Annotated in this window: 22 protein-coding genes; 13 read left to right on the forward strand and 9 right to left on the reverse strand. The window is 60.7% G+C overall.

Going from position 1 to position 26,236, the window contains the following annotated elements; translation table 11 throughout:
• The first annotated feature begins 19 nt into the window (after window positions 1-19).
• From LXM96_RS10905 to dnaA, 3 genes are all read left to right on the forward strand, one after another.
• Complete coding sequence (locus tag LXM96_RS10905; RefSeq protein ID WP_317208224.1) at window positions 20-796, forward strand: enoyl-CoA hydratase; 777 nt, start codon at window positions 20-22, stop codon at window positions 794-796.
• A 187-nt stretch (window positions 797-983) separates the two neighbouring features.
• Window positions 984-1,250: a 30S ribosomal protein S20 gene (gene rpsT / locus LXM96_RS10910; protein ID WP_239998489.1), complete on the forward strand. Its 267-nt coding sequence runs from the start codon at window positions 984-986 to the stop codon at window positions 1,248-1,250.
• A gap of 822 nt (window positions 1,251-2,072) precedes the next feature.
• On the forward strand, window positions 2,073-3,641 hold the full coding sequence (gene dnaA, locus LXM96_RS10915; protein WP_239998490.1) for a chromosomal replication initiator protein DnaA: 1,569 nt from the start codon (window positions 2,073-2,075) through the stop codon (window positions 3,639-3,641).
• A gap of 55 nt (window positions 3,642-3,696) precedes the next feature.
• Here the strand turns inward: dnaA and hemW are convergent, their stop codons facing one another.
• The 4 genes from hemW to rph are packed head-to-tail and all read right to left on the reverse strand — an operon-like array spanning window position 3,697 to window position 6,678.
• Window positions 3,697-4,875: a radical SAM family heme chaperone HemW gene (gene hemW, locus LXM96_RS10920; RefSeq protein WP_239998491.1), complete on the reverse strand. Its 1,179-nt coding sequence runs from the start codon at window positions 4,873-4,875 to the stop codon at window positions 3,697-3,699.
• A gap of 6 nt (window positions 4,876-4,881) precedes the next feature.
• Window positions 4,882-5,526, reverse strand: a complete 645-nt coding sequence (gene rdgB, locus LXM96_RS10925; RefSeq protein ID WP_239998492.1) for an RdgB/HAM1 family non-canonical purine NTP pyrophosphatase — start codon at window positions 5,524-5,526, stop codon at window positions 4,882-4,884.
• Window positions 5,527-5,535: 9 nt separating this feature from the next.
• Window positions 5,536-5,943: a VOC family protein gene (locus tag LXM96_RS10930; protein ID WP_394801941.1), complete on the reverse strand. Its 408-nt coding sequence runs from the start codon at window positions 5,941-5,943 to the stop codon at window positions 5,536-5,538.
• Between the two features lie 15 nt (window positions 5,944-5,958).
• Entirely contained in the window at window positions 5,959-6,678 is a 720-nt protein-coding gene (gene rph / locus LXM96_RS10935; protein ID WP_239998493.1) for a ribonuclease PH, read from the reverse strand.
• Between the two features lie 179 nt (window positions 6,679-6,857).
• Between rph and hrcA the strand changes: the two genes are divergently transcribed.
• A complete protein-coding gene (gene hrcA / locus LXM96_RS10940) occupies window positions 6,858-7,931 on the forward strand; it encodes a heat-inducible transcriptional repressor HrcA (protein WP_394801933.1) in 1,074 nt (357 codons plus the stop codon).
• Window positions 7,932-8,018: 87 nt separating this feature from the next.
• Window positions 8,019-8,681: a nucleotide exchange factor GrpE gene (gene grpE, locus LXM96_RS10945; RefSeq protein WP_239998495.1), complete on the forward strand. Its 663-nt coding sequence runs from the start codon at window positions 8,019-8,021 to the stop codon at window positions 8,679-8,681.
• A 78-nt stretch (window positions 8,682-8,759) separates the two neighbouring features.
• On the opposite strand, the gene ptsN is transcribed toward grpE, so the two are convergent.
• From ptsN to LXM96_RS10960, 3 genes are all read right to left on the reverse strand, one after another.
• On the reverse strand, window positions 8,760-9,224 hold the full coding sequence (gene ptsN, locus LXM96_RS10950; RefSeq protein WP_239998496.1) for a PTS IIA-like nitrogen regulatory protein PtsN: 465 nt from the start codon (window positions 9,222-9,224) through the stop codon (window positions 8,760-8,762).
• Between the two features lie 68 nt (window positions 9,225-9,292).
• Entirely contained in the window at window positions 9,293-9,868 is a 576-nt protein-coding gene (gene hpf, locus LXM96_RS10955; RefSeq protein WP_239998497.1) for a ribosome hibernation-promoting factor, HPF/YfiA family, read from the reverse strand.
• A 288-nt stretch (window positions 9,869-10,156) separates the two neighbouring features.
• Window positions 10,157-10,615 (reverse strand): SRPBCC family protein, encoded by a 459-nt coding sequence (locus LXM96_RS10960; protein ID WP_239998498.1) that lies wholly within the window; start codon window positions 10,613-10,615, stop codon window positions 10,157-10,159.
• Window positions 10,616-10,683: 68 nt separating this feature from the next.
• Between LXM96_RS10960 and LXM96_RS10965 the strand changes: the two genes are divergently transcribed.
• The 4 genes from LXM96_RS10965 to LXM96_RS10980 all read left to right on the forward strand — a co-directional run bounded on the left by LXM96_RS10965 (window position 10,684) and on the right by LXM96_RS10980 (window position 14,188).
• On the forward strand, window positions 10,684-11,811 hold the full coding sequence (locus LXM96_RS10965; RefSeq protein WP_394801934.1) for a class I SAM-dependent methyltransferase: 1,128 nt from the start codon (window positions 10,684-10,686) through the stop codon (window positions 11,809-11,811).
• Complete coding sequence (locus tag LXM96_RS10970) at window positions 11,808-12,668, forward strand: TrmH family RNA methyltransferase (RefSeq protein WP_239998500.1); 861 nt, start codon at window positions 11,808-11,810, stop codon at window positions 12,666-12,668. Before LXM96_RS10965 ends, LXM96_RS10970 begins: the two co-directional genes overlap by 4 nt.
• Window positions 12,665-13,165 carry a signal peptidase II gene (gene lspA / locus LXM96_RS10975; RefSeq protein ID WP_239998501.1) on the forward strand — a complete coding sequence of 167 codons (501 nt, stop codon included), beginning with the start codon at window positions 12,665-12,667 and terminating at the stop codon, window positions 13,163-13,165. The genes LXM96_RS10970 and lspA overlap by 4 nt, the downstream gene beginning before the upstream one ends.
• Before the next feature lie 204 nt (window positions 13,166-13,369).
• Complete coding sequence (locus LXM96_RS10980) at window positions 13,370-14,188, forward strand: GNAT family N-acetyltransferase (protein ID WP_239998586.1); 819 nt, start codon at window positions 13,370-13,372, stop codon at window positions 14,186-14,188.
• Between the two features lie 27 nt (window positions 14,189-14,215).
• Here the strand turns inward: LXM96_RS10980 and LXM96_RS10985 are convergent, their stop codons facing one another.
• On the reverse strand, window positions 14,216-16,495 hold the full coding sequence (locus tag LXM96_RS10985) for an NADP-dependent malic enzyme (RefSeq protein ID WP_239998502.1): 2,280 nt from the start codon (window positions 16,493-16,495) through the stop codon (window positions 14,216-14,218).
• Window positions 16,496-16,697: 202 nt separating this feature from the next.
• Between LXM96_RS10985 and mutS the strand changes: the two genes are divergently transcribed.
• The gene (mutS, locus tag LXM96_RS10990; protein WP_239998587.1) at window positions 16,698-19,340 is read left to right on the forward strand and encodes a DNA mismatch repair protein MutS; all 2,643 of its coding nucleotides are present in this window, start codon (window positions 16,698-16,700) and stop codon (window positions 19,338-19,340) included.
• A gap of 215 nt (window positions 19,341-19,555) precedes the next feature.
• Here the strand turns inward: mutS and LXM96_RS10995 are convergent, their stop codons facing one another.
• Window positions 19,556-20,431 carry an alpha/beta hydrolase family protein gene (locus LXM96_RS10995; RefSeq protein ID WP_239998503.1) on the reverse strand — a complete coding sequence of 292 codons (876 nt, stop codon included), beginning with the start codon at window positions 20,429-20,431 and terminating at the stop codon, window positions 19,556-19,558.
• Between the two features lie 457 nt (window positions 20,432-20,888).
• On the opposite strand from LXM96_RS10995, the gene LXM96_RS11000 reads away from it, so the two are divergent.
• From LXM96_RS11000 to murJ, 3 genes are all read left to right on the forward strand, one after another.
• Entirely contained in the window at window positions 20,889-21,698 is an 810-nt protein-coding gene (locus tag LXM96_RS11000; protein ID WP_239998504.1) for a helix-turn-helix domain-containing protein, read from the forward strand.
• Between the two features lie 125 nt (window positions 21,699-21,823).
• On the forward strand, window positions 21,824-24,667 hold the full coding sequence (locus LXM96_RS11005) for a [protein-PII] uridylyltransferase (protein ID WP_239998505.1): 2,844 nt from the start codon (window positions 21,824-21,826) through the stop codon (window positions 24,665-24,667).
• On the forward strand, window positions 24,664-26,235 hold the full coding sequence (murJ, locus tag LXM96_RS11010) for a murein biosynthesis integral membrane protein MurJ (RefSeq protein WP_239998506.1): 1,572 nt from the start codon (window positions 24,664-24,666) through the stop codon (window positions 26,233-26,235). Before LXM96_RS11005 ends, murJ begins: the two co-directional genes overlap by 4 nt.
• The last annotated feature ends 1 nt before the right edge of the window (window position 26,236 follow it).

The following is a 26,236-nucleotide window of genomic DNA, read 5'->3' on the forward strand; positions in this document are numbered from 1 at the left end:
ATGCAAGGGGAGGTTCATCGTGAAGGAATTTGAGACGCTGCTGACGGAACAGCGAGGGGCGGTCATGCTGATCACGCTCAATCGGCCGCAGGCGCTGAACGCCCTCAACTCCACGGTTATGCGGGAGCTGAGCGAGGCGCTTCGCGGATGTGACAGCGACGATAGGGTCGGCTCCGTCGTGTTAGCCGGCTCTGAAAAAGCCTTCGCCGCCGGCGCGGACATCAAGGAGATGCAGCCGGTGACATTCGTAGATGCCTATCTCGGCGACTTCCTCGGCGGCTGGGAAGCAATCGCGGCTACGCGCAAGCCCATTGTCGCGGCGGTTTCCGGCTATGCCTTGGGCGGCGGGTGCGAGCTTGCGATGATCTGCGACTTCATCATTGCCTCGGATACAGCCAAGTTCGGCCAGCCGGAGATCACGCTCGGCATCATCCCTGGGATGGGAGGCTCCCAGAGGCTGACCCGGGCCGTGGGGAAGGCAAAGGCCATGGACCTGGTACTGACGGGCCGAATGATGGATGCCGCCGAGGCCGAAAGGGCGGGGCTAGTTGCTCGCATCGTTCCGCCGGAGCGCCTGCTGGACGAGGCAGTGGAAGCGGCAGCTAAGATAGCGTCCTATTCACGTGCCGCCGTGCTGATGGCAAAGGAAGCCGTCGGACGCTCGAACGAACTGACGCTGGCGGAGGGTCTTCGCTACGAACGCCGGTTATTCCATTCGCTGTTTGCCACAGAGGATCAAAAGGAAGGCATGGCCGCTTTCGTGGAGAAACGGAAGCCGAACTTTAGCAATCGGTAGCTTGGAACGGCCAAGTAAGCACAAATTGCGCGTTGACTGATCCTGCCTTTCAAGTTATATGCCGCGCCACAGTTGGGAAAGCCTGACCAAAGGCTTCCTCTAATGCTCCCTCATTGCTGAAGGTAAGGTCGCACAATGACCGGTCGCGGCAAGTGTGGGTTTGGTTCGAATTCGTAGAGAGGCATACATGGCCAATACAACTTCGGCGAAGAAGGCGACCCGCAAGATCGCTCGCCGTACCGCAGTGAACAAGGCTCGTCGTTCGCGCGTGCGCGGCTTCCTCCGCAAGGTTGAAGAAGCAATCGCTTCTGGCGATGCCGCGGTTGCTGCTGCTGCTCTGAAGGCGGCCCAGCCGGAACTGCAGCGTGCTGCTTCCAAGGGCGTTGTTCATCGTAACACGGCGTCCCGGAAGGTCTCGCGCCTTGCCGCGCGTGTGAAGGCACTGGCCGCCTAACCTTCATATTCAACATGTTGTGAGCGAGCCTGGCGATCCGCCGGGCTTTCTTGATTCATGGTTCATCGCTGGCAGGTGTTGCCGCTCTGCCACATCCTCTATGACGTCCGCGTAACAGAAATTATCTGTAAAAATCAGTAGTTTACTGAAGGATCTGAAGAGGGCGGCCCTTTTCGGGGAGGCCCGTGAAGGCAAAAACTGAGTCAAGTTTTTTTTTATTTTTTCTGGGAAACACGCCCCTTGGTTGCTGTCATTTTCGAATCTCATTGATTCAACAGCGATTCTCTCGCGGCCAAAATTGGTGATGCCAAACGGCATGTCAGAGTCAACGGCTGCCAATTAATTCCGGGTAAATTTCGGCATTGATCTTGATCGGTGATCCTGCCTAAATGCCTTCAGCAAGGGCGCGGGACGACTTCACCAAAGGGCCATCGCTAGCCGCAGGATATCCTGACGGGGCGTGTCTTTTTGACCCTTGTTGCGGGAGTTCTGTGCCCGCTCTTCACATAACCAGCGGTTGTGCGCCGGGAGTCTGAGCGACTTTTGGAAGCCCACCGCTGTGCCCAAATGTATACCGGCTTGCCGGCGAGAAAGGGAGATGGAGCGCAGGCCCCGGTACGAGGTGGGTTGCCTGCAGGAGGGCGAAAGCCTTCGAGGGGTAGATTGCGAAGCCGGTTGCCTTTGGCGGGCGAAGGTGATGCGACGCGGCAATGGGGCTTCGATCCGGCCTCTCATGATGTGAGGGCGGATCTCAGATACGAGTGTTTTGGCGGCGACGCGAGGCGCTGGCAGCACAGAGAGAACTTGGAAGGCGGCAACCACATGCAGACGAATACCGGATCAGCCCGTGCAGCAGGCGAGGCAGACAGGGCGCGGCAGGCATTCGATATAAAGATGAACCCAGCGGCAGGGGAAAACTCAGAGATGAAGCATGAAGCTCTGTTTGAGCGTTTCAGCAAGCGTCTGAAGGCCCAGGTTGGTCAGGATGTTTATGCTAGCTGGTTCGGACGATTGAAGCTCCACTCCATCTCCAAGAGCGTGGTACGCCTGAGCGTTCCGACGACGTTTCTGAAATCCTGGATCAACAACCGTTATCTCGACCTGATCACGACGATCATTCAAGCCGAGGATCCGGCTGTTCTAAGAGTAGAGATCCTCGTTCGCAGCGCCAGCCGCGCCGCGCGTCCCGTTGAAGGCGAGCAACGTCCGCTTCCGGTGGAGATAGCGTCCTCGCCGGCCAGCGCTCCCCTTCCTTTCCCCCGCAGCAGCACACCTCGGGAAATCGGTAAGATCGCGTCCTTCCCCACGCTGGCTGCGGCGCGCCCGGCAGCTGCGCCGCTTTTCGGCTCGCCGCTCGATTCCCGCTATACGTTCGAGACCTATGTGGAAGGTCCCTCGAACCGCGTGGCACTTGCTGCGGCCAAGACGATCGCGGAGGCTGGAGCCGGCGCAGTCCGCTTCAACCCGCTGTTCATCCATTCGGGGGTCGGCCTGGGCAAGACCCATCTTCTTCAGGCGGTCGCCAATGCCGCAGTATCAAGCGCGCGTTCGCCGCGTGTCGTCTACCTGACAGCCGAATATTTCATGTGGCGCTTCGCCACTGCAATTCGCGACAATGACGCGTTAACGTTGAAGGATTCGCTGCGCAGTATCGACCTGCTCATCATCGACGACATGCAGTTCCTGCAGGGCAAGATGATCCAGAACGAGTTTTGCCATCTGCTCAACACGCTGCTGGACAGCGCCAAACAGGTGGTTGTCGCCGCAGACCGTGCGCCGTGGGAACTGGAATCGCTCGATCCGCGGGTTCGTTCGCGCCTCCAGGGCGGCGTCGCTATCGAGATGGAAACGCCGGATTACGAGATGCGTCTGCAAATGCTGAAGCAGCGCCTTGAAGCTGCCCAGCAGGATGATCCGACGCTCGAAATTCCGGCCGAGATCCTGTCTCACGTTGCCCGCAGTGTCGCAAGCAGCGGTCGCGAGCTTGAGGGCGCGTTCAATCAATTGATCTTCCGCAAGTCATTCGAGCCGTCGCTCTCGCTTGAGCGAGTCGATGAGCTCCTGGCCCATCTTGTCGGGGCAGGCGAAGCGAAGCGCGTCCGCATCGAAGATATTCAGCGTATCGTCGCGCGCCACTATAATGTTTCGCGTCAGGAGTTGGTGTCCAATCGCCGCACCCGCGTCGTCGTCAAGCCGCGGCAGATCGCGATGTACCTAGCGAAAACCCTCACCCCGCGCTCCTTCCCCGAAATCGGCCGGCGCTTCGGCGGGCGAGATCACACGACCGTGCTGCATGCCGTTCGCAAGATCGAAGACCTGATTGGCGGCGACACAAAGCTCAGCCACGAGGTCGAGCTTCTGAAGCGGCTGATCAACGAGAATAATGCGTGAGGACGTGAGGAGTAGGCCGGTTGATGCCGGCCGCTTTCTTTCTATGGGGCAGGCCTCAGCATGCCAGGTCTGCCACCACCGCATCTAACACGAGCATGCCTTTGGGCGTGCAGCGCAATCGCGAATTGCCGAGCCGCTCGATGAATCCATGTTCCAGCAACGTCTGCTCGCGCGCCGGATCCGGATCGCGGCCGGAAAGTTGCTGCCACCTTGCAAGATCAACACCTTCCGTCAGTCGCAGACCCATCAGCAGGAGTTCGTCCGCCTGCTCGTCGCGCCCCAGTTCCTCCTGATCCCGCATTCCATGGCCGGAAGCCTCAACGAGTTCGAGCCACGTCTCCGGGTGACGCTCCGTCGCCGTTGCGATCTTGTGCGGTCCCCGCGTTAGCCGGCCATGAGCACCTGGACCGATGCCGGCGTACTCCCCATAGCGCCAGTATGTGAGATTGTGCCGGCTCTCTGCGCCGGGTCGGGCATGATTGGAAACCTCATAGGCCGGCATTCCGTGCCGCGCCGTAATCTCCTGGGTCGCCTCGTAGAGGTCGGCGGATTGATCGCCGTCGGGTACAATCAGCTTGCCCGCCTTGTGCAGACCGTAGAAGGCCGTGCCCTCCTCGATCGTGAGTTGGTAGAGCGACAGGTGGTCCACAGCATAGGAAATAGCCTGTTTCAGTTCCGCCTCCCAAGCCGAAACCGTCTGGTTGGGGCGCGCATAGATGAGGTCGAAGCTCATGCGTGGGAAGATCTCCCGCGCCAGTCTGATCGCCTTCAGCGCGTCGGCAACGTCATGCAACCGTCCAAGGAACTTCAGATCAAGGTCGTTCAGCGCCTGGACGCCGAGCGAGACCCGGTTGACGCCGGCGGCTCGATAACCTCGGAAACGTTCGGCTTCAACACTGGAAGGATTGGCTTCCATCGTGATCTCGATCCCATTGGGCACGTGCCAATGGCGTGCAATCCCGTCGAGCACCGCCGCAACGGTCGCCGGTTCCATCAGCGAAGGAGTCCCTCCGCCAAGAAAGATGCTGGTGACGGTCTTCGGCCCTGCCATCCGCCGCATCGTCTCCATCTCTTTAAGGAAGGCGGCGACAAACCGAGGCTGGTCCACCGACCGATGGCGGACATGGCTATTGAAGTCACAATAAGGGCACTTGGCCGCGCAGAAGGGCCAATGCACGTAGATCCCGAAACCGGGTTCGCCGGTGTCGGGCAAGAGTGTCGCGTCGAAGTTCACCGGGCCTCAGGCCTCCAGACAGGTTTCGACGAAGCGTTTGAAGGCTCGGGCGCGATGGGATAGCGCTTCCGGCTCGCCACGGCTCCAGCCGTGTTTCTCGTCTGAACTCATTTCCCCAAAGGTAGTATCGTAGCCATTGGGCTTAAAGATGGGATCGTAGCCAAAACCCTTCTCACCACGAGGTGGCCAGACAACGGTGCCCTCGACCTCGCCGCGGAAAAGCTCCGTGTGGCCATCCGGCCAGGCGAGGCAGAGCACGCTCACGAAGCGCGCCGTTCGCTGATCTGCGCGGGTTAAGTGCTTTTCCTGCAGTGCATTCTCCACCTTCTCCATTGCCATCTGGAAGTCGCGGCTACCGTCCTCGCGTTCGGCCCAGTTGGCTGTATAAACGCCAGGAGCGCCCCCAAGCGCATCCACCATCAGACCGGAATCATCCGACAGGGCCGGAAGGCCTGAGGCCTTGGCCGAGGCCAGCGCCTTGATCGCCGCATTCTGTTCGAAGGTGGTACCAGTCTCCTCAGGCTCTTCGAACTGCAGTTCCGCCGCCGACCTGGCGGAAAAACCAAAGGGACCAATCAGCTCAGCAATTTCTCGGATCTTCCCGCCATTGTGGCTAGCCACGACGATCGTCTTAGTATCGAGCTTGCGCATGCTTATTCCTCAGCCAATTGACCAGAGGCCTGGTTCGGCACATTCCAGACTGTTCCCCGCTGGATCGCGGAAATAGAGGGAACGGGCACCGTTCGGCCAAATGACGTTGCTTTCAATAGGCGTCCCGGCGGACTTCAGGAGGACCGCCACGTCGTCCAGTTTGTTTCGGGCGACGCGGAAACAGGCGTGGCCCGCGCCGAGCGCTCCATGCGGCGGCACCTGCGGCCCATCCTCTGGTGGCGCTTTCACGGTTTCCGTCGGATTGAAGATAAGAAGGACGCCTTGCCCGCAGCGGAAGAAGACATGCCGATCCCCCGCGCGAACGATCCGCTCCAGGCCCAGGGTCCCACCGTAGAACGTCTCGGCTGCATCAAGGTCGTCAGCATAGAGCGCGGTTTCCAGAATACCCTCGATCAGCACCAGGTCCTCCGTTCAAGTGGCGATCACTTGCTTCTGCAACGCCACCAGTTCCTGCGTTCCCGCCTGCGCCAGCTTCAAAAGGGAAAGGAATTCTTCCTCGGTGAAAGGAGCCCCTTCCGCCGTGCCCTGAATCTCGACAATGCCGCTCGCGCCAGTCATGACGAAATTAGCGTCTGTCTCCGCAGCGGAGTCTTCCAGGTAATCGAGATCGATCACCGGCTGGCTCGCAAAGATCCCGCAGGAGATCGCCGCGACGTGGTCCTTCAACACCTTGTCGAGCTTCACCATGGAGCGGCCTTCCATCCACTTCAGGCAATCGTGAAGCGCGACCCAGCCGCCCGTGATGGCGGCAGTTCGCGTTCCGCCATCGGCCTGAATGACATCGCAATCGACGGTAATCTGCTTCTCTCCAAGAGCGGAAAGATCGACGACTGCCCGCAAGGATCGGCCGATCAGCCGCTGGATTTCCTGAGTGCGCCCGCCCTGCTTGCCAGCCGTTGCCTCGCGCCTCATGCGGTCACCGGTCGCGCGCGGAAGCATGCCGTATTCGGCAGTCACCCAACCCTTGCCACTGTTGCGAAGCCACGCCGGCGGCTTCTCCTCAAGGCTGGCGGTGCACAACACATGTGTGTCGCCAAACCGCACCAGGCAGGAGCCTTCTGCATGCTTAGAGAAATTGCGCTCGAAAGACACCTTGCGCATCTGGTCGGTTTTTCTGCCTGAAGGCCGCATCTGTTGCTCCCCGAAGAGTTCGTACCGCCTTCTAAGGGCCTACCTGTGCATTTGCAAAGAAAAAGGGCGGCTCAAAGGGCGGCGCACCCCAGTGAGCGAAAACGCTGTTGGCGAACCCGCGAGCGAGGGACTATAGTTTTGGAGCAGTCACAAGAGGCAAGAACAGGACGATGAGCTTCATGGCACGGAGGGACAACGGCGCGCCGCTGGACGACCGTTCCCGCGAAATCTTTCGACGTATCGTCGAATCCTATCTGGATACGGGGGAACCCGTCGGTTCTAGAAATCTTTCCCGCCTTTTGCCGATGTCACTATCGCCCGCCTCGGTTCGCAACGTCATGAGCGATCTTGAGGAACTAGGTCTTATCTACGCTCCGCACATCAGCGCGGGGCGGCTGCCGACGCAGTCAGGCCTGCGTTTCTTTGTTGATGCCTTCATGCAGGTGGGTGATCTTTCGGAGGAAGAGCGGACTTCAATCGAACGCCAGATCCGGCCGGAGGAGCGTGACCGGCCCTTGGAAGCGCTGATGAACGAGGCGAGTCAGATGTTGTCCGGTGTGTCGCGTGGCGCGGGTATCGTTATCACGACCAAAAGCGACCCGGTGCTGAAACATGTGGAATTCATCCGTTTAGAACCGACAAAGGCGCTCGCTGTGCTTGTTGGCGAGCATAACCAGGTAGAAAACAGGATCATTGAGCTGCCGGCGGGGGTGACGTCCTCGCAACTCGTTGAAGCTGCCAACTTCCTCAATGCGCATCTCGGCGGGCAGACGCTGGTTGAGCTTCGGGGCCAACTTCAGATGCTCAAGGCCGCGGTTCAGGACGAACTGACGGTTCTCAGCCAGGATCTGGTTGAACGCGGTCTCGCCGTCTGGTCCGGAAGTCACGACGACGATAAGCCTAACCAGTTGATCGTTCGAGGCCGCGCCAATCTTCTGGAAAGCATTACGGAGACGGAAGATCTCGATCGGCTGCGCATGCTGTTCGACGACCTGGAGAAGAAAGACAGCCTCATCGAACTTCTGGATCTTGCTGAAACAGGGCCTGGTGTCCGCATCTTCATCGGATCGGAGAACAAGCTCTTCTCTCTTTCCGGATCGTCACTCATCGTCGCTCCCTATCGCGACCAGGAAGAGCGGATAGTCGGAGCCGTGGGTGTAATAGGGCCGACCAGATTGAATTATGCGAGGGTGGTTCCGATGGTCGATTACACCGCCCAGCTCCTGGCCCGACTGACTCGTCAGCCGATCTAGCTGCCCATCGCCTTCGAAGCCTTGATTTTTGTAGCTCAAACCTCGATATCGGGCACGACTTCGTGAACACGTACACCGGAGAAGGTCATGACCGAAGAGACAAAGACGAACCGACCTGACGCGGCCAGAAACGAACAGGCCTCCGAAAACAGTGCGGAAACCTTGGCGTCCGCTCTCGAGGGGTCGCAAGCTACGGATGCGGCTGAAGCGCCAGTTGCCGAGCCAGATCCGACCGAGGCTCTAAAGGCAGAGAATGCGGAACTGCGCGACCGATTTCTTCGCATGGCGGCTGAAATGGAAAATCTGCGCCGCCGGACTGAGCGAGACGTCAAGGATGCCAAATCCTATTCGGTTGCCGGTTTCGCCCGAGACATGCTCGCAGTGTCTGACAACCTCCGCCGTGCACTCGACGCCGTGCCGGCTGATGTCCGGGACAATGCAGATCAGACTCTAACGACACTTCTCGAAGGCGTGCAAATGACGGAGCGCTCCATGCTGTCGGCGCTGGAGCGGCATGGTGTCAAGAAAATCGAAGCGGAGGGCGAGAAGTTCGACCCGAACTTCCATCAAGCCATGTTCGAGATCCCCAATGCGGATGTGCCCAATAACACGGTTCTCCAGGTTGTTCAGGCAGGCTTCACCATCGGCGAACGCGTCCTGCGCCCCGCCATGGTGGGTGTTTCAAAGGGCGGCCCCAAGGCAGAGGCGCAACACGGTACAGTCGAGGCATCCGAGAAAGCACAAAGCTGAAGCTGTCCCTCCGATAAACACGACAAAACCGCCTGCATCGAAAGATTCAGGCGGTTTTTTCATGGGTGTACCGAAGGTTCAAGCGGCGTTCGACGCGTGCTCTTCATTGAGGAATGCATAGATGGCAGACGCTGAATCAGTCTGCCGAAGCTTGTGGACCAGATCCTGATCCCGAAGCACACGGGCAATCCGCGAAAGTGCCTTCAGGTGATCGGCACCGGCGCCCTCGGGCGCGAGCAGCAGGAAAACGAGATCCACGGGCTCATCGTCCAGTGCTTCGAAATCAACAGGGTTCTCGAGCCGGGCGAACACGCCCTTAATGGCGGAGATGCTGTTGAGCTTGCCGTGCGGGATCGCCACACCGTGTCCGACGCCAGTTGAGCCCAGCCGCTCGCGCTGCAGGATGACGTCAAAGATTTCCCGTTCCGGCACGCCAGCAAGCTTGGAAGCCTTGGCGGCAAGCTCCTGCAGCAGTTGTTTCTTGGAGTTTACCTTCAGAGCGGGAATTATTGCATCTTGCTGCAGCAAATCTGCCAAAGCCATTCTCTTCATCCTTTGTACCACCACAGGGGTGGAGGGAGCGCTGTTGCCAACGCTCGCCCAGAGATCCGTTAGCCTTTGATATTGGCGGCGTCGATCCAGCCAATGTTGCCGTCATGTCGGCGGTAGACGATGTTGAGTTCCTCGTTCCCGGGTGTGCGGAAGAGGAGGATCGGTTCGTCGGTCATGTCCAACGCCATGACGGCGGTAGCGACCGACATCGTTCTCAATTGCTTGGAGCTTTCAGCCACGATGGTTGGCGCGAAATCCTCTGGGATCTCGTCACCCTCTTCGGGAACCGCATCCATGACGGTGTATGCGATATTGGCCTGTCCATTACCCTGCGCACCGGCATGATGGTCCTTGAGCTTCCGCTTGTAGCGGCGCAGCCGCTTTTCAATGCGTTCAGCTGCTGCGTCGAAGCTAAGTTGTGGGTCGTTGGCTTGGCCTGCTGCATGAAGAACGATGCCCGTGTCGAGGTGAACGGAGCAATCGCTCGAAAAGCGGGAGCCCGCCTTGGCCACGATGACCTGGCTGGAATACCCGCCGTCGAAGTACTTGGTGATAGCGTCGGCGATCTGCGATTCAATCCGCTGGCGGAACGAGTCGCCGATTTCCATCTGCTTACCAGATACACGCACACTCATGGATTAATTCCTTCTTGTCGTGACTTGCGTGTTTCAGTCTACGCCAAGCTGCCCCCTCATCCAAGCGTATCAGGTCGCGGGAATGAAAATGAGACTGGAAGACTGAGATTGGGGGTTGTTCTTTGCATCCGTTGCAATTCGGGCGGGCTTCTAACTCCGGGGGGCACGAAAGTCAACGCATCGCTAATAGAGATCCCGAACCAGTAGGTGGTGTGACAACGGGCAAACCGGCATTTGGGTAGATAGACAATGACGGGAGCGGGCTCGAACGATGATGCGGAGGTGCCTTCACGAGGCTGCTTCTCTGCTGCCGGCTACGGCAGCATTGAAGTCGGCAAAAAACTGCTGCGCGAGCTTACGGGATGCGGAATCGATCAAGCGAGACCCCATCTGTGCAAGCTTCCCGCCTACCTGAGCCTTGGCCGTGTAGCGGAGGATCGTTTCCTCCCCGTCCTCCACAAGCACGACATCCGCTGCACCCTTGCCGAAACCGGCGATGCCGCCCTTGCCCTCACCGGAAATTGTGTAGCTTTCAGGAGCGTTGATGTTGGAGAGGGTGATCTCGCCGTTGAAGTTTGCTGTGACGGGACCAATCTTGATGCGGACGGTCGTCACCAGTTCCGTGGCGGAGCGTCGTTCGAGGCTTTGGCAGCCTGGCACGCACTGCTTGAGGACTTCTGGATCATTCAAGGCCTCCCATACCACGTCCCGCGGCGCGGCGATGCGCTCTTCACCATCGACATCCATGCTGACCTCCTCCGATCATCCCAGATAAGGTTACGGCAGGGGAAAGCGCTTTGCCAAGTGCCAGCCGAATGCTATTTGCAGCCCAACCACGAGTAAGCTGGAAGAAAACGTTGAGGAACAAGGACAATCGCTCCGTTAGAAGGCAAGGCAAGGGGCGCCTGCCGGCGAAGGCCCATTCAGCCCGTCCTGCCCAGGTCACACGTTCCCGTGCCGGATCAACGGCGACACCCGGGACGCCAGAGGAAGCTGGGCCGCAGCGCGTGCTGTTCGACCGCGAAGGTGAGCGCCCGGCCGAGCGCCTACCGTTGATCCTCGAATCATCCGGTGCTGGCGATTTTCACCTGATCGACACGGGCAACGCGCTCAAGCTTGAGCAGTACGGGCCCTATCGGATCGTTCGACCGGAGGCCCAGGCACTGTGGCGGCCTTCGGTGGGCGCGTCTGCCTGGGAAAAGGCGGATGCGATCTTTACCGGCGATACGGACGAGGATGGCATGGGCCGCTGGCGTTTCCCGCGAGAGGCGCTTGGCGAAACTTGGCCCCTGTCACTCCTCGGCGTGGATTTTCTCGGCCGGTTCACGTCTTTCCGCCATGTCGGCGTTTTTCCAGAGCAGATCGTCCACTGGCAATGGATGAAGCAGCAGGTCGAGGCCGCGGGCCGGCCGGTCAAGGTTCTCAATCTCTTCGGCTATACCGGTGTCGCCTCGCTTGTGGCCGCTGCCGCCGGTGCCGAGGTCACCCATGTCGATGCCTCGAAGAAGGCGATCGGCTGGGCGAGGGAGAACCAGGCGCTTTCCCGGTTGGAACGAGCGCCGATCCGCTGGATCTGCGAGGATGCAATGAAGTTCATCCAGCGCGAGGAGCGTCGCGGCAATCGCTATGATATCATCCTTACGGACCCGCCCAAATTCGGCCGCGGTCCGAATGGCGAGGTCTGGCATTTGTTCGAGCACCTGCCGCTGATGCTCGACATCTGCCGCGAACTCCTTTCTCCCAAGGCGCTCGGGCTCGTCTTGACGGCCTATTCCATCCGGGCAAGCTTCTATTCGATCCACGAGCTGATGCGTGACATCATGCGCGGCGCAGGCGGCGTCGTCGAATCCGGCGAGCTTGTAATCCGCGAGGCGGGCCTTGAAGGCGAGAGCCGCGGCCGCGCTCTCTCGACATCCCTTTTCAGCCGTTGGATTCCCGAATGACAGACGAGACGAGACGGGCCGGAGCGCGTCGGGTAGGGCAGGTCAAGGAGGTCACCAGCCTCTCAAACCCGATCATCAAGGACATCAAGGCTCTTACCAGCAAGAAGGACCGCGAGCAGAACGGTACCTTCATGGCTGAGGGACTGAAGCTTATCATCGACGCCCTGGAACTGGGTTGGACAATCCGAACGCTGGTCTACGCCAAGGCGGCCAAAGGAAAGCCTCTTGTGGAACAAGTGGCCGCAAAGACCTTTGCGAGTGGCGGCTTGGTTCTGGAGGTAAGCGAGAAGGTGCTCTCCTCCATCACGCGGAGGGACAACCCGCAGATGGTCGTGGGTATTTTCGATCAGCGCTGGGCGTCGCTGGATGCGCTTCAACCGGAAAAGGACGCCACCTATGTTGCCCTGGATCGGGTGCGCGATCCAGGAAATCTCGGGACAATCATTCGTACGGCGGACGCGGCCGGCGCCGCAGGTGTCCTTCTCATTGGCGACTGCACGGATCCGTTCTCGCTCGAAACGGTGCGAGCGACGATGGGGTCGATCTTTGCGATCCCGCTGGTGAGGACTGCTCCCGACGAGTTTCTTGCTTGGCGCAAGAGGGCTGGCGTCGAGGTGGTTGCGACCCATCTGGAGGGGGCTGTCGATTACCGTACGGTGGATTACACGAAGAAGCCGATCGCGCTTTTGATGGGGAATGAGCAGTCGGGCTTGCCTGACGCTCTGGCCAAGGCCGCCGACCGGCTTGTCCGGATTCCGCAGCAGGGCAGGGCAGACAGCCTTAATCTTGCCATCGCAACAGCGGTCATGCTGTTCGAGACGCGCCGTCACCTCCTGTCACTGGATGACATTCGATGAGTTCGCGGACGCATGCTCTTTCACGGCCGGCCGTTGCCGTGCTGATTATTGTTGTCGCGGTTATTCTCGATCAGGCAATCAAGTTTGCAGTAGAGGCATACCTGCCCCTGCAGGAGGCGGTGCCTCTGCTTCCAGTCCTGGCGCTCTACCGGACCTATAACCTCGGCGTCGCCTTCTCACTGCTGTCGGGCATGGAGCGAGAGTTCATCATCGGCATGCGGATCGTCATTGTCGGCTTCGTCGTCTGGCTGTGGAGGCGAACGCCACCTGAACGCTCTTTTGCGCATCTCGGCTTCGCTCTGATCATCGCTGGCGCTATTGGCAATCTGATCGATGGTTTTCTCTATGGCCACGTGGTGGACTACATCTTGTTCCACACCGCCGCCTGGTCGTTCGCAGTCTTCAACCTCGCGGACAGTTTCATCTCGATCGGTGCGGGGATGGTGATTCTGGACGAGATCATTGGCGGAAAGAAGAACTCCAAGGCCGATCCATAGGCCGGCTGGAGTGTGAATGATCCGGTCGCTGGAGGCATCGGTCATCGTCATCTGCTGAGCCGGAACGCCTTTTCTGTCCGTCGCATAGCATTGTCATTTTTCTGTCGTTGGATAATGATTATTGGCGGTGACTTGAACTGGCGGACAATCACCATGGCTCTCGAACTCCTGAAGCAAGACGTGAACGCAGTACCTAATCAGCAGATGCTGGCGGACCCGGCCGATGACGTGTTCGGCCGCATCGGAAGCCTTGAGACCCGCCTCGCCCGTACGGCGCGCGAGATCGATGCTGCTCAGGCTGTGCGCTACCGCGTTTTCGTCGAAGAGATGAAGGCGCAGCTGCCGCCAGAAGCAATGCGCCAGCGCCGCGACATCGACGCCTATGACGCCTTCTGCGACCATCTTCTGGTGGTCGATCGGGCGATAGAGGGTGACATCGAGGATCAGATTGTCGGCACCTATCGCCTGCTCCGGCAGCAGGTGGCGATCGCACATGGCGGCTTCTACTCCTCTTCAGAATTCGACGTCGCACCGCTGCTTGCTCGGCATCCGGACAAGCAATTCATGGAGCTTGGCCGCTCCTGCGTGCTGCCGGCCTATCGCACCAAGCGCACGGTCGAACTCCTCTGGCAGGGCAATTGGGCCTATGCTCTCAAGCACGGTATGTCGGCCATGTTCGGCTGCGCGTCCTTCCCCGGCATCCGACCGGAAGAGCACGCGCTGGCACTCTCGTTCCTACACCACAACGCCCGCGTCAAAGGCGAGTGGATGGCTTCAGCGCGTCCCGAGCTTTACCGCGAGATGGACCTGATGCCGCTCGAGGCAATCAATGCGCGCAAGGCGCTGGCCGCCATGCCGCCGCTGGTGAAAGGCTATCTGCGCCTTGGCGCCATGATCGGCGCCGGCGCGGTGGTCGACCAGGCCTTCAACACCACCGATGTGCTGGTGGTGCTGCCGATCTCGTCGATCTCCGACCGCTACATCAACTACTACGGTGCCGATGCCGGCCGCTTCGCAAGCTAGGCAGCAGGCGACGCGGAACAGCCGGGATCAGCTCCCGGCGTTATAGGCGGCGATCGCCGCCATGTTGACGATATCACTGTCCTTCGCCCCCATCGAGGTGATCTGCACCGACTTGTCCAATCCGACCAGCAGCGGGCCAATCACGGTCGCCGCGCCAAGCTCCTGAAGCATTCGCGTCGAGATCGATGCCGAGTGGATCGCCGGCATCACTAGGACATTTGCCGTACCGGACAGCCGGCAGAACGGGTACTGTTCCATCCGCTGCGGGTTGAGTGCCACATCGGCTGCCATCTCGCCGTCGTACTCAAAATCGACGCGGCGCTTGTCGAGGATCTTGACCGCTTCACGCACGCGCTCCGAGCGTTCGCCGGTTGGCTGTCCGAAGGTCGAATAGGCAAGCATGGCCACACGGGGCTCATATCCCATCCGCCGTGCCACACGCGCTGCCTCGACCGCGATGTCGGCGAGCTCTTCCGCTGTCGGCATGTCGTGCACCGCCGTGTCGGCGACGAAAACCGTGCGGCCGCGCGACAGTGCCAGCGAGATGCCGATGACCTTGTGTCCCGGTTTGGTATCGATGCAGCGGCGAACGTCCTGCAGGGCGGTTGCATAGTTGCGCGTCGTACCGGTGACCATGGCATCCGCATCGCCGACAGCGACCATCGTCGCGGCAAAATGGTTGCGGTCGTTGTGGATCAGGCGCTGCACGTCGCGCAACAGGTATCCCTGCCGCTGAAGCCGAGCATAAAGATGATCGATGTAGGCCTCAACGCGGTTTGAAATCCGTGCGTTCACGATCTCGATGCCTGGCCTGTCGAGATCAATGCCGGCTTTTTCTGCCGTAGCGAGGATCACGTCGTCACGCCCGAGCAAGATCGCGGTTCCAAGGCCTTGATGGGCGAAGGATACCGCAGCCCGCATAACCTGTTCTTCTTCCGCCTCGGCGAAGACGACCCTCTTCGGAAAGCGGCGTACCCGTTCGTAGATACCTTGGGTGGTTACTGCCATGGGATCGCGACGGGCAGATAGCTCGCGCGCATAAGCGTTCAGATCCGGTATGTTCTTCTGCGCAACTCCGCTCTCCATTGCAGCCTCGGCGACAGCCACCGGGATTGCCGAAATGAGCCGCGGATCAAAGGGGACGGGAATGATGTATTGCGAGCCGAAGCGCGGCCGGTTGCCCTGATAGGCCGCAGCCACGTCATCCGGCACATCCTCTCGCGCCAGATTGGCCAGCGCGTGAACGGCAGCAATCTTCATCGCATCGTTGATCTGCGTCGCGCGAACGTCGAGCGCACCGCGGAAGATATAGGGGAAGCCGAGGACGTTGTTCACCTGGTTCGGGTAGTCGGACCGGCCCGTGGCCATGATTGCGTCGTCACGGATGCGCGCCACCTCTTCCGGTGTGATTTCCGGGTCAGGGTTGGCCATCGCAAAGATGATCGGCTTCTCCGCCATCGAACGGATCATCTCCTCCGAGAAGGCGCCCTTCTGCGACAGGCCGAACACGACGTCGGCGCCCGCCATCGCCTCTTCCAGTGTCCGCTTGTCGGTCTTCGCCGCATGGGCGGACTTCCACTGGTTCATGCCCTCCGAGCGGCCCTGGTAGATCACGCCCTTGGTGTCGCAGAGAATGATGTTGTCGGGGTTGAAGCCCATCGCCTTGATGAGCTCCATGCACGCAATTGCCGCTGCACCGGCGCCGTTGCAGACGAGCTTCGTCGTCTTGAGATCCCGCCCCGTCAGCTCCAGGGCGTTGATGAGGCCTGCGGCGGCAATAATTGCTGTGCCATGTTGGTCGTCATGAAACACCGGAATGTCCATCAGCTCCCGCAGGCGGCTCTCGATGATGAAGCATTCGGGAGCCTTGATGTCTTCCAGGTTGATGCCGCCGAAGGAGGGTCCGAGGAAGCGCACGCAGTTGACGAACTCGTCGACGTTTTCGGTGTCCACCTCGAGATCGATCGAGTCGACATCGGCGAACCGCTTGAAGAGAACGGATTTTCCTTCCATCACTGGCTTGGAGGCCAGCGCGCCAAGATTGCCGAGGCCGAGGATCGCGGTCCCGTTGGAAATCACCGCCACCATGTTGCCGCGCGTCGTGTAGTCGTAAGCCGATGCCGGGTCAGCGGCGATTGCCTTCACCGGTACGGCCACCCCCGGCGAATAGGCGAGCGAAAGGTCGCGCTGTGTCGCCATGGGTTTCGTCGGGTTGATTTCGAGCTTCCCCGGGCGTCCCTGGGCGTGAAAGGCAAGCGCTTCCTGTTCGGTCACGGAAGCACGCGTGCGGGCGGCCTTGTCGTTCATGGGTGAAGCTCCTCCAGCTTTTTGTGGGCAGCCCCTGTCCCGGCCGCTCTATCGGTTGTCTTTTGCGGGTCACAATCGATAGTGTTGCCCATCCTCTTGCGCAACAGAAAACCGGCCTGTGACCCAACACCCACGCTTCGCCATCGATGCTCTGACCGCCGCCGAGCTTGTCTCGGAGGAGAGCCGCGCGACGGCAACGCCGATGATGGAACAGTATATCGAGATCAAGGCGAACAACCCGGGATCGCTGCTGTTCTATCGCATGGGGGACTTCTACGAGCTCTTCTTCGAAGATGCGGTCGAGGCTGCCCGGGCGCTTGGCATCACGCTGACGAAGCGCGGCCAGCATATGGGACAGGACATTCCCATGTGCGGCGTGCCGATCCACGCCGCGGACGACTACCTGCAGAAGCTCATTTCGCTAGGTTTCCGGGTGGCAGTCTGCGAGCAGGTGGAAGATCCGGCTGAGGCGAAGAAGCGTGGCTCCAAGTCGGTGGTGAAGCGGGACGTCGTCCGCCTGGTTACGCCTGGGACGCTGACCGAGGAGAAGCTGCTTTCTCCTTCGGAATCGAACTATCTGATGGCACTTGCCCGCATCCGCGGTACTTCTGAGCCGCAGCTGGCACTTGCCTGGATCGACATCTCGACTGGCGTCTTCCGGTTGGCGGAGACGGACCAGTCGCGGCTGCTGGCGGATATCCTGCGGATCGATCCGCGCGAGCTGATCCTGCCTGACACGATGTTCCACGACCCGGAGCTGAAGCCGGTCTTCGACGTGCTAGGCAAGGTGGCCGTGCCGCAGCCGGGCGTGCTGTTCGACAGTGCGACGGCCGAGGGCCGCATCACCCGCTATTTCGGCGTGGGCACCCTCGACGGCTTCGGCAGCTTTTCCCGTGCTGAACTCGCGGCCGCTGCTGCCGCAGTGGCTTATGTGGAGAAGACGCAGATCGCCGAGCGGCCGCCGCTCGGGATTCCGGAGCGTGAAAGCGCAGCATCGACGCTCTTCATCGACCCAGCCACCCGCGGCAACCTTGAGCTGACGCGGACGCTGTCCGGCGACCGGGAAGGGACGCTCCTGAAGGCGATCGACCGTACGGTCACCGGCGGTGGCGCCCGGTTGATCGCCGAGCGGCTGATGTCGCCGCTGACGGACCCGGCGCAGATCAACCGTCGTCTCGATTCCATCTGGTTCCTGCTTGAGGAGCCGTCGCTCTGCTCCGACTTGCGTGCTGCCTTGAAGCAGGTGCCGGACATGCCGCGCGCGCTGTCGCGCCTGGCGCTGGACCGCGGCGGACCGCGCGACCTTGGAGCCATCCTGCAGGGCCTGCGGGCATCGCGGGACGTTGTGGCGTTTCTTGAAAAGGCGATGCTACCGGAGGAACTCGGCGAAGCGCTCGCCGAACTTCAAGCCTTGCCCCAGGCAGTCGAACGCCAACTGAGCGAGATGCTGGCGGACGAGCTGCCGCTGTTGAAACGGGACGGCGGCTTTCTCCGCGACGGCGCCCATGAGGAACTCGACGAGGCGCGCGCGCTGCGCGATCAGTCGCGACGGGTTATCGCCGGCCTCCAGCTGCAGTATGCCGAGGAAACCGGCATCCGATCGCTGAAGATCAAGCACAACAACGTGCTTGGCTATTTCATCGAAGTGACGGCAGGGAATGCAGGCCCGATGACCGACAGCGCGGAGGCGAAAGCGCGCTTCATCCATCGCCAGACGATGGCGAACGCGATGCGCTTCACCACCACCGAGCTTGCCGATCTGGAAAGCCGGATTGCCAATGCCGCCGACCGTGCGCTTTCGATCGAGCTTGCAGCCTTCGACCGGATGGTCGAGGGCGTGACCGCCGAGGCCGAGGCGATCAAGCGCGGCGCCCGCGCCATTGCCGCCGTCGATGTTGCCTCAGGTCTCGCTCTGCTTGCAGAGGAGTGGGGCTATCACCGCCCCACGGTTGACGATTCCCGGATGTTCGCGATCGAAGGCGGTCGCCATCCTGTTGTCGAACAGGCCCTGCGACGCCAGTCCTCCGGCCCCTTCATCGCCAATGATTGCGACCTCTCGCCCCAGGGAGGCGAGTTCGGCGCGCTCTGGCTGCTGACCGGCCCAAACATGGGCGGTAAGTCGACCTTCCTGCGCCAGAACGCGCTGATCGCGATCCTGGCGCAGATGGGCTCCTTCGTCCCGGCGGCATCGGCCCATATCGGCGTCGTTGATCGTCTCTTCTCCCGCGTCGGTGCTTCCGACGACCTCGCCCGCGGCCGCTCCACCTTCATGGTCGAGATGGTCGAGACGGCGGCGATCTTAAACCAGGCGACCGACCGCTCGCTGGTGATCCTGGACGAAATCGGTCGCGGGACTGCGACCTTCGACGGGCTTTCCATCGCCTGGGCAGCCGTCGAGCACCTGCACGAGGCGAACCGCTGCCGTGGCCTTTTCGCAACCCATTTCCACGAACTGACGGTGCTCTCGGAAAAGCTGAACCGGCTCTCCAACGCGACGATGCGGGTGAAGGAGTGGGATGGCGAAGTCATCTTCCTCCATGAGGTGGGTCCGGGCGCGGCAGACCGATCATACGGCATACAGGTGGCGCGGCTCGCCGGTCTGCCGCCCTCCGTCGTTGCCCGTGCCCGAGATGTCCTGACCAAGCTGGAAGATTCCGATCGCAAGAACCCGGCCAGCCAGCTGATCGACGACCTCCCCCTTTTCCAGGTGGCCGTCCGGCGCGAGGAGCAACGCCAAGCGGGCCCCTCAAAGGTCGAGGAAGTCCTGAAGTCGATCAATCCGGACGACATGACCCCGCGCGAGGCGCTGGACGCGCTGTACGCACTGAAGAAGCAGCTTGGCTGACACAGGGTGACTAATTGGAGCCGCGGGCCGAAGTCGCGCTCATCGCGATGACGTCAGCGCCTTGGTGAACGCTGTGATTGTCATATCGATCATTTGCGCATGGAGTTCGCGCCTGGGCCGTCCTCCGCCGTCAGTACATATCGGATCACCAATCTTTTCTACTTCGGCAAGTCGTGAGGCCCCGGGGCTTGCACTCGGGAAACATGCTGAAATGACTAGCGTCCGTGACAACGGAATAGCTCGACTTGTCGATCAGTTCCTGCTGCCTCTGAAGCCTGTGCGGTTGACGGGATCTCTCCCGGCCGACCGAGATTGATCAGGTTAACGGGGATCGAAATCCGCGAGAAGCTCTCGATGTCAAACACATCGATGGGTGCAGGGTCAATTACTACTGCGAATTTTATGCGGTTGTCCCTGTTGTCGCGGTCAGCCGATTGCAGATCCATGCTGTGAAGATCAACTCCGCTTTGCCTGACCCATTCACAAAGCGAAGCGTTGTTTGCATCGGTATCGCAATAGGCTGCAAGGAGACGGGGATCGATGCGCGCGCCTGCGACCGCCAGAGCCGTGGTGCCGCCCATTGAAAGACCAACAACACCGACCTTTCCGCGCTCAAGATGTTCCCGGAAAAAGGTACTTTGCTCTATCCCATCCAGGGTTTCCGTGAGATCGGCAGGCCTTTTCCAGATTCGCATCGTCTCGGCTGCCGACCTGTTCCCTCCTGAACCGCCCGGATGCGTAGGTGCCGCCACCACAAACCCCTTCTGGGCCAACGGCACTGCAATCCAGCTCATGGACTGCGGGTTCCCTGCCAGACCAGCGCCATGCGAAAGCAAGATGATTGGAAACGTCGATTCTGAGATGGGTGCGGCGTCCATTGCGGGCGTTCCCACGAAAAACTTGCTCTCGCCCAGAACGACTTGTTTGCCGCCCGGTTTCGCTGGATACCAGACTGTAACATCGAGATTGCCGCCGCGCTCGTCGGAGGGAACCACCATATGGTGGACACCGACGTTGTCCAGGGCTTCAGCCGGCTGCTGGATCGATGATAAGGCGAACGCCGCCAGGAAGAGCTTCGACCACCTTGCCATGGCATTCTCCACTTCTCGTATTGTGGCTGAGGGCTGGATCACTCGCAGCCTGACGATTGCGCAGACTGGATGCCCGTTCCTGAGGCAGCCACGACCTCAAATGCGTTCAAGGTGGTCCTGCATCGCGATGTTGGACCGTCGGGTGAGGCCCCGAAGGCAAGTACCCCGTTTCTTCTCATGTCCTTCGCGTGCCAGCGTGGTAAGGCTTCTTTCGCCAACTAGTCGCGCCGTTCTTGCTGAGTTACTGCATTTGTTCTCAATCCCCTTGCCATTTGTCGCGGGACTGCTTTTCGTCCTGGTGCTCCATCGTTCGCTTGAGGGCGTAGAGGTGCGAGGCTCACGACGCTACTTACGAGCTTTCCTGCTCGCCTATGCTTTGCAGGGAATAATTGTCGGGTTGCGCTTCGGCTATGGAGTTCGCGCCCTTGCGTTCGTTCAGCCGGTTACGGCGGGCATCATGCCGCCGCTCGCCTATCTTGCGTTCCGCGCCCTTGCCGCCTCACCTATGAAGCAGGTCTGGTGGCATCTGGGTGCGCCTCTGTCAGTGGCCCTGGCGATGGCCACCCTCCCGCTGCTGGTCGACCCCTTGCTGGCGGTGATTTTCATTGTCTACGGACTGTTGCTCTTTCGGTTGACGGCCAGCAATTCTAACGCGGTAGCGGAGGCACCTCTTAATCGCGAAGTCCCGGCTTTGCGTGCTGCACGGCTGACGGCCGGGCTGATGATTTTCTTCGCTGTCACGGATGCCATCGTCTCGCTGACCAGCTGGGTGTATGGGCAGGCTCTGGTGCCCACTGCCGTGGGGCTGCTGAACCTGGTCGCCATTGCCGTCGTGCTGGTCTACTACTTTCTGCCGGAGCCACAGTCGCCATTGGCGGCGGGTGTCACGGCGGGGAATGCCGAGCCGTCACCTGATGACCGGTTGCTGGTGGCGAAGGTGCAAGCTGCTTTGGACTACGACAAGCTCTACGGCCGCGAAGATCTAAGCCTGGCGCGCCTCGCTCGCAGCGCAGGCCTCCCGCCGCGCGACGTCTCTGCCGCCATCAATCGGACGACTGGTCTGAACGTCTCGCAATTTGTCAACAATAGACGCGTCAGCGAGGCCTGCCGTCTGCTGCAGGAAACTGACAAGCCGGTGACCACCGTTATGTTCGACTCCGGCTTCGGCACCAAATCAAACTTCAATCGCGAGTTTCGCAGGGTGACCGGAACCAGTCCCTCCCAGTGGCGCGCGAAAAAGAGGCAGGGCGGTAACGGCGCTCAATGACCGCCTCAGCCGACAGTCGCACCGGCGCACACGAAGTGTGAACGCTTCTGTCATCATAAAGACTGTGAAGCACAGCGCGGAGCAGATATAGGCTGCTTGCGACACGCTGGCAGCAGCAGGACGACATGGCTCACGACGACTCGATCGATTTCTCAGGCATCATTGATGTAGACCAGCTGCGTAACGAGTGCCGCGCGGCCGCTGCGGGTAGCGGACAAACAGTGCTGGAGACGCGGGCGGCTCTGCTTGCGGTGCTGCGGGCGGCGAGCGTCGAAGGCCGCAAGAGGATACGCGGCCTTCTCGACAAGGATGGCGGGGGGCTTGCCTGCGCGCGGCGACTGTCGTGGCTGCAGGATCAGTTGATCCAAGTTCTTCACGAGGTCGTGGCGGAGCGATTGCATCCGGAAGCGCCGCAGGTGGCGGTCGCAGCTGTCGGCGGTTACGGGCGTGAGACACTTGCGCCCGGTTCCGATATCGACCTGCTCTTCCTGGTGCCGTCGAAGAATTCAGACGCGATGCGAAGGGCGATCGAGTTCCTGCTCTACGTTCTGTGGGACATGGGGTTCAAGGTTGGTCACGCCACCCGCACGGTCGAGGAGTGCATCCAGCTCGCCAAGACGGATATGACGATCCGCACTGCAATCCTGGAAAGCCGCTATATCTGCGGGGAGGAGGCGCTGGTCGGCGAGCTGGAAAAGCGCTTCGATGCCGAGATCGTCGCCGGTACCGGGCCTGAATTCGTCGCAGCAAAACTCGCCGAGCGCGACCAGCGCCATCAGAAGGCAGGCGACACCCGCTATCTCGTCGAACCCAACGTCAAGGAAGGCAAGGGCGGCCTGCGCGACCTGCAGACGCTCTTCTGGATCGCCAAGTACTATTATCGCATCCGTGATGCGCATGAACTGGTCAAGCTCGGCGTCCTGTCGCGGCACGAATGGAAGGTCTTCCAGAAGGCGGACGATTTTCTCTGGGCCGTGCGTTGCCACATGCACTTCCTCACGGGCAAGGCGGAGGAACGGCTGTCCTTCGACATTCAGCGGGAGATTGCCGAGAGCCTGGGCTATCATAGGCGGCCGGGCCTAGCGGCTGTTGAACGCTTTATGAAGCACTACTTCCTTGTCGCCAAGGACGTGGGGGACTTAACGCGCATCTTCTGTGCAGCCCTTGAGGACGAGCAGGCCAAGGACGCCCCCGGCATCAAGCGCGTCATCTCGCGCTTCACCAGACGCGTGCACAAGATTCCGGGTACGGTGGAATTTGTGCAGGACCGTGGACGTATCACGGTTGCCGATTCCGAGGTCTTCAAGCGCGATCCGATCAACATCATCCGCTTCTTCCATGTTGCAGACATCAACGGGCTCGAGTTTCACCCGGATGCTTTGAAGCGGGTCACGCGCTCGCTTTCCCTGATCAACGACGAGGTCCGTAACAACGACGAGGCCAACCGCCTCTTCATCTCGATGCTGACGTCTCGTCGAGAGCCGGCGCTGATGCTGCGGCGGATGAACGAGGCGGGAGTGCTGGGACGTTTCATCCCGGATTTCGGCCGCATCGTCTCCATGATGCAGTTCAACATGTATCACCACTATACGGTCGATGAGCACCTGATACGCTCGGTGGAGGCTCTTTCCGAGGTCGACAAGGGACAGGCGGCCGACATCCATCCGCTCGCCAACAAGCTGATGCCTTCGGTCGATGAACGGGAAGCGCTCTATGTGGCAGTCCTGCTGCACGACATTGCCAAGGGGCGGCAGGAGGATCACTCGATTGCCGGCGCACGCATCGCCCGCAAGCTTTGCCCGCGTTTCGGGCTCAATGCCAAGCAGACCGAGCTTGTGGTCTGGCTCATCGAAGAGCATCTGATCATGTCAATGACGGCGCAGACGCGCGATCTTCATGACCGCAAGACGATCACCGATTTCGCCGAAAAAGTGCAGTCGATGGATCGCCTGAGATTGCTCCTGATCCTCACCATCTGCGATATCCGAGCCGTTGGCCCCGGCGTCTGGAACGGTTGGAAGGGGCAGTTGCTGCGCACGCTTTATTACGAGACGGAGCTCCTGCTGTCCGGCGGCTTCTCGGAAGTCTCGCGCAAGGAGCGGGCAAAACAGGCGGAGGAGGAGCTTTTTGCCGCTCTTGCGGACTGGAGCCAGAAGGACCGGCGAGTCTATTCGCGGCTCCACTACCAGCCGTACCTTCTTTCGGTCGACCTGGAGGACCAGGTGCGGCACGCCCAGTTCATCCGCGACACCGACCGGGCCGGGCATGCGCTGGCGACAATGGTGCGCACGCACTCCTTCCACGCCATCACCGAGATCACTGTGCTGGCGCCGGACCATCCAAGGCTTCTGTCGATCATCGCCGGCGCGTGTGCCGCCGCCGGTGCCAATATCGCGGACGCACAGATCTATACGACGACCGATGGTCGTGCCCTCGACACCATCCTCATCAACCGAGAGTTCGCCAGCGACGAAGACGAAATGCGCCGCGCGGCAACCATCGGCCGGATGATCGAGGACGTGCTGTCCGGCAAGAAGCGTCTGCCCGAAGTGATTGCGACGCGGGCCAAGGGCAAGAAGCGCAACAAGGCCTTCGACATTCCGCCCTCGGTCGTGCTGTCGAACGGCCTCTCGAACAAATTCACCGTGGTGGAGGTCGAGTGCCTTGACCGGCCCGGTCTTCTGGCGGAGATCACGGCCGTTCTGGCCGATCTCTCGCTCGATATCCACTCCGCACGTATCACGACCTTCGGCGAGAAGGTGATCGACACCTTCTATGTCACTGATCTCCTCGGCTCGAAGATCACCAACGAAAACCGGCAGAGCAATATCATTGCGCGGCTGAAAGCTGTGATGTCCGAGCAGGAAGACGAGCTGCGCCGCGGCATGCCCTCCGGCATGATTGCGCCGGCGCCCATGCCCGCACGTCGTGCGCAACAGACACCACGCCGTTCCAAGGCTGAAGCATGAGCCTCGTCCGCAAGTTTGCCACCGTCGGGGGAGCAACGCTCGGCAGCCGGCTCTTCGGTTTTGCCCGCGAGACACTGATGGCGGCAGCGCTCGGCACGGGCACGATGGCCGACGTCTTCTATGCCGCCTTCCGCTTCCCCAACCTCTTCCGTCGCCTGTTTGCGGAAGGGGCCTTCAACGCGGCCTTCGTGCCGCTGTTCTCCAAAGAGATCGAGACCAATGGGGTGGACGGCGCCAGGCGCTTCTCCGAGGAAGTCTTCGGCGTCCTGTTCTCGGTGTTGATGCTGATCACCATTGCCATGGAACTGGCGATGCCGTGGCTGGTCGACTGGATCATCGCGCCGGGCTTCGCTGATGATCCAGAAAAGTCGGCACTCACCGTCCGGCTGGCCGCAGTGATGTTTCCCTATCTGATGTGCATGTCGCTGACGGCGATGATGAGCGGCATGCTGAATTCGCTACATCATTTCTTTGCGGCGGCCATTGCTCCAGTTTTCCTGAACGTCGTGATGATCGCGGCGCTCGGCTATGCCTGGTGGAGCGGGGCGGATGCGCTATCGACGGCGTGGTATCTCTCCTGGAGCGTCCTGGTCGCCGGCATCCTGCAACTGGCCCTAGTCTACTTCGGAGTCCGCCATGCAGGCATCAGGATCGGCTTCCGGCGGCCCAGGATGACGCCGAACGTCAAGCGGCTTCTCGTTCTCGCCGTACCGGCGGCGATTACCGGTGGTGTCACGCAAATCAACCAAGTGATCGGCCAGGCAATCGCCTCTACCAAGGATGGTGCCATCGCCGCACTACAGTATGCTGATCGCATCTACCAGTTGCCACTCGGCGTCGTCGGGGTTGCGGTTGGGGTCGTGCTGCTGCCGGAACTGTCACGAGCGCTAAAGGGCGGTCACATGAAGGAGGCGGCGGGAATTCAGAACCGCTCGCTCGAATTTGTTCTCTTCCTGACCCTGCCCGCGGCGGCAGGCCTTTGGGTGCTGTCGGAGCCGATCATCCGGGTGCTCTACGAGCGCGGTGCCTTTTCCGCTCAGAATACCGAAGTCGTTGCCTCCATCCTGGCGATCTACGGCATCGGCCTACCCGGCTTCGTGATGATCAAGGCTCTGCAGCCGGGCTTCTACGCCCGCGAAGACACCCGCACGCCGATGCGGTTCACGATTATCTCGGTCATCGTGAATTCGGGGCTCGCCATCACACTGTTCCCGCTTCTGGCGGAGCGCGGCATCGCCACCGCCGAAGCCGCCGCAGGATGGCTCAACACCACGCTTTTGTTTGCAACACTTCTCTGGCGCGGCGATCTCCTATGGGAGTGGCAGCTGTTTCGCCGAGCATTGCTGCTTCTGGTTTCCGCAGGCGTGATGGCCGGCGCGCTGGTTTACCTTCTGCCATACGCCGCACCATGGCTACTGCCGCAGGTACCACTTCTCCAGCAGGTCTTGGCCCTCGGCTGCCTCTTGGCATTGGCCATGACGATCTACTTCCCCGTCGCCTTCCTGCTCGGCGGGGCCGATATGGGGATGATCCGGAGAAACCTGAAGCGCAAGCCCACCGAGGGTTAGA

Source organism: Rhizobium halophilum, assembly GCF_021648825.1.
GTDB classification, from domain to species: domain Bacteria; phylum Pseudomonadota; class Alphaproteobacteria; order Rhizobiales; family Rhizobiaceae; genus Neorhizobium; species Neorhizobium halophilum.

What these genes read in the sequence shown, in the direction of transcription:
- grpE (WP_239998495.1), top strand. Translation starts at nt 8,019, where the DNA reads ATGACCGAAGAGACAAAGACGAACCGACCTGACGCGGCCAGAAACGAA.
- LXM96_RS10965 (WP_394801934.1), top strand. Translation starts at nt 10,684, where the DNA reads ATGCTATTTGCAGCCCAACCACGAGTAAGCTGGAAGAAAACGTTGAGG.
- LXM96_RS11000 (WP_239998504.1), top strand. Translation starts at nt 20,889, where the DNA reads ATGCCGCCGCTCGCCTATCTTGCGTTCCGCGCCCTTGCCGCCTCACCT.
- LXM96_RS10995 (WP_239998503.1), bottom strand. Translation starts at nt 20,431, where the DNA reads ATGGCAAGGTGGTCGAAGCTCTTCCTGGCGGCGTTCGCCTTATCATCG.
- LXM96_RS10960 (WP_239998498.1), bottom strand. Translation starts at nt 10,615, where the DNA reads ATGGATGTCGATGGTGAAGAGCGCATCGCCGCGCCGCGGGACGTGGTA.
- lspA (WP_239998501.1), top strand. Translation starts at nt 12,665, where the DNA reads ATGAGTTCGCGGACGCATGCTCTTTCACGGCCGGCCGTTGCCGTGCTG.
- hrcA (WP_394801933.1), top strand. Translation starts at nt 6,858, where the DNA reads ATGGCACGGAGGGACAACGGCGCGCCGCTGGACGACCGTTCCCGCGAA.
- murJ (WP_239998506.1), top strand. Translation starts at nt 24,664, where the DNA reads ATGAGCCTCGTCCGCAAGTTTGCCACCGTCGGGGGAGCAACGCTCGGC.
- rph (WP_239998493.1), bottom strand. Translation starts at nt 6,678, where the DNA reads ATGCGGCCTTCAGGCAGAAAAACCGACCAGATGCGCAAGGTGTCTTTC.
- LXM96_RS11005 (WP_239998505.1), top strand. Translation starts at nt 21,824, where the DNA reads ATGGCTCACGACGACTCGATCGATTTCTCAGGCATCATTGATGTAGAC.
- dnaA (WP_239998490.1), top strand. Translation starts at nt 2,073, where the DNA reads ATGCAGACGAATACCGGATCAGCCCGTGCAGCAGGCGAGGCAGACAGG.
- LXM96_RS10970 (WP_239998500.1), top strand. Translation starts at nt 11,808, where the DNA reads ATGACAGACGAGACGAGACGGGCCGGAGCGCGTCGGGTAGGGCAGGTC.
- LXM96_RS10985 (WP_239998502.1), bottom strand. Translation starts at nt 16,495, where the DNA reads ATGAACGACAAGGCCGCCCGCACGCGTGCTTCCGTGACCGAACAGGAA.
- ptsN (WP_239998496.1), bottom strand. Translation starts at nt 9,224, where the DNA reads ATGGCTTTGGCAGATTTGCTGCAGCAAGATGCAATAATTCCCGCTCTG.
- mutS (WP_239998587.1), top strand. Translation starts at nt 16,698, where the DNA reads ATGATGGAACAGTATATCGAGATCAAGGCGAACAACCCGGGATCGCTG.
- rdgB (WP_239998492.1), bottom strand. Translation starts at nt 5,526, where the DNA reads ATGCGCAAGCTCGATACTAAGACGATCGTCGTGGCTAGCCACAATGGC.
- rpsT (WP_239998489.1), top strand. Translation starts at nt 984, where the DNA reads ATGGCCAATACAACTTCGGCGAAGAAGGCGACCCGCAAGATCGCTCGC.
- LXM96_RS10980 (WP_239998586.1), top strand. Translation starts at nt 13,370, where the DNA reads ATGCTGGCGGACCCGGCCGATGACGTGTTCGGCCGCATCGGAAGCCTT.
- hpf (WP_239998497.1), bottom strand. Translation starts at nt 9,868, where the DNA reads ATGAGTGTGCGTGTATCTGGTAAGCAGATGGAAATCGGCGACTCGTTC.